At 66.3% G+C, this 2,283-nt stretch carries 2 protein-coding genes; both read right to left on the reverse strand.

What is annotated here, in order from left to right:
- Positions 1–69 precede the first annotated feature (69 nt).
- A complete protein-coding gene (proB, locus tag QZ609_RS26525; RefSeq protein WP_295501515.1) occupies positions 70–1,194 on the reverse strand; it encodes a glutamate 5-kinase in 1,125 nt (374 codons plus the stop codon).
- Positions 1,195–1,225: 31 nt separating this feature from the next.
- Positions 1,226–2,283: Obg family GTPase CgtA (gene cgtA, locus QZ609_RS26530; RefSeq protein ID WP_295501518.1), on the reverse strand; the 1,058-nt coding region annotated here is incomplete at its 5' end.

Here is a 2,283-nt window from a genome sequence, read left to right on the forward strand (position 1 = left end):
AAAGAAAAGTAGGTCGGCCCCGGCAGGGGGCGAAAGGGAGGCAGACCACCAAGGCTCAACCCCAAAGAATCAGAGCAGCACCAAGTTATCCCGGTGCACCAGCTCAGCAGCGCTGACGTAGCCCAGCACAGATTCAATCTCAGAAGACGATTTCCGCGCAATCAGCCGCGCCTCGGCAGACGAGTAGTTCGTCAGCCCGCGCGCAATCTCGCGTCCATCCAGATCCACGCAGGAAATCACCTCACCGCGCGCAAACTCGCCCTGCACTTCCGTCACGCCAATCGGCAGCAACGACTTGCCACCGGCGGTGAGCTTCTCCACCGCACCAGCATCCAGCACCACGCGCCCACGCAGCTGCAGATGATCAATCATCCACTGCTTGCGAGCCGCCATGCGCCCGGTCGGCGCACGCAGTTGCGTACCGATGGCCTCGCCGCCAGCCAGCCGCGCCAGCACGTCCGCCTCGCGCCCGGAGGCGATGATCGTATGCGCACCAGATTTGGCCGCCCGCTTGGCCGCCAGGATCTTCGTCAGCATGCCGCCTTTGCCAATACTGCTACCGGCACCGCCAGCCATCTGCTCCAAATCCGGCATGCCGGCCTGCGCCTCATCGACGAAACGCGCGTCCGGATCCTTGCGCGGGTCCGCCGTGTACAAGCCCCGCTGGTCCGTCAGGATGATCAGCGCATCGCCTTCGATCAGGTTGGTGACGAGCGCGCCCAGCGTGTCGTTGTCGCCGAACTTGATCTCGTCGGTGACGACCGTGTCGTTCTCGTTGATGATCGGCACCACGCCCAGGCTCAGCAGCGTGAGCAGCGTGGAGCGCGCGTTGAGATAGCGCTCGCGGTCGGCCAGGTCGCCGTGCGTGAGCAGCACCTGCGCCGTGCGGATGCTGTGCCGCGCGAATTCGGATTCATACACCTGCGCCAAGCCCATCTGCCCGACCGCGGCAGCGGCCTGCAACTCGTGGATTTCCTTCGGCCGCTTGGCCCAGCCCAGCCGCTGCATGCCCTCGGCGATGGCGCCGGAGCTGACCAGCACGACTTCCTTGCCCGCCGCCCGTAGCGCCGCGATCTGCGCGGCCCAGCGGGCGATGGCTGCCTGGTCGAGGCCGCGACCATCGTTGGTGACCAGGCTGGAACCAACCTTGACGACAAGGCGGCGCGCATCGGCAATCAGCGAACGCAGGGCCATGGTGGGCGTGTCTCCGAAGGATGTTGCGGTGTTAGGCTTGATTGTCGTGATCGACGTTGTGCAGGGCCGGGTCCAGACGTTGGTCAGGTGCGGCCGCTGCTGCGTCCTCTTCCGCACGCAACTCGTCGAGGTATTCCTGGATCGCGTGGACCAGTGCCTGCGTGCCATCGTGCGTGAGCGCCGAGATGCGATGCACCGGGCCCTTCCACTTGAAGCGCTTCACGAAGTCCTTCACGCGCGCTTCGCGTTCGTCCTCAGGCACCACGTCGAGCTTGTTGAGGATCAGCCAGCGCGGCTTGTCGTACAGCTCGGCGTCGTATTTCTTCAGCTCGCCGACGATGGCCTTGGCTTCGGCCACGGGGTCGACGCTCTCGTCGAACGGGGCGAGGTCCACCACGTGCAGCAGCACGCGCGTGCGCTGCAGGTGACGCAGGAACTGATGGCCCAGGCCCGCGCCTTCAGCCGCGCCTTCGATCAGGCCAGGAATGTCCGCCACCACGAACGACTTCGACGGGCCCGTGCGCACCACGCCCAGGTTCGGGTGCAGCGTCGTGAACGGGTAGTCGGCGATCTTCGGGCGCGCGTTGGAGATGGCGGTGATCAGCGTCGACTTGCCAGCATTCGGCATGCCGAGCAGGCCCACGTCCGCCAGCACCTTCAGCTCCAAGCGCAGGTTGCGGCGCTCACCGGGCTTGCCGTCGGTCTTCTGGCGCGGGGCGCGGTTGGTACTCGACTTGAAGTGGATGTTGCCCCAGCCGCCTTCGCCGCCCTGCGCCAGGCACAGACGCTCGCCGTCCAGCGTCAGGTCGGCGATCTGCTCGTCCGTGTCCGAGTCATAGATGACGGTGCCGACCGGCATGCGCAGGGTGATGTCTTCGCCGGCGGCGCCGTAGCAATCGGCGCCGCGGCCGTTTTCGCCATTGCGCGCGAGGTGCTTCTTGGCGAAGCGGTAGTCAATCAGCGTATTGATGTTGCGGTCAGCCACGGCCCAAACGCTGCCGCCGCGCCCGCCGTCGCCGCCGTCTGGGCCGCCGAACGGGACGAATTTCTCGCGGCGCATCGAAGCGCTGCCGTTGCCGCCGTCACCAG

The sequence above is a fragment of the uncultured Ralstonia sp. genome (assembly GCA_913056305.1).
Classification (GTDB): Bacteria; Pseudomonadota; Gammaproteobacteria; order Burkholderiales; family Burkholderiaceae; genus Ralstonia.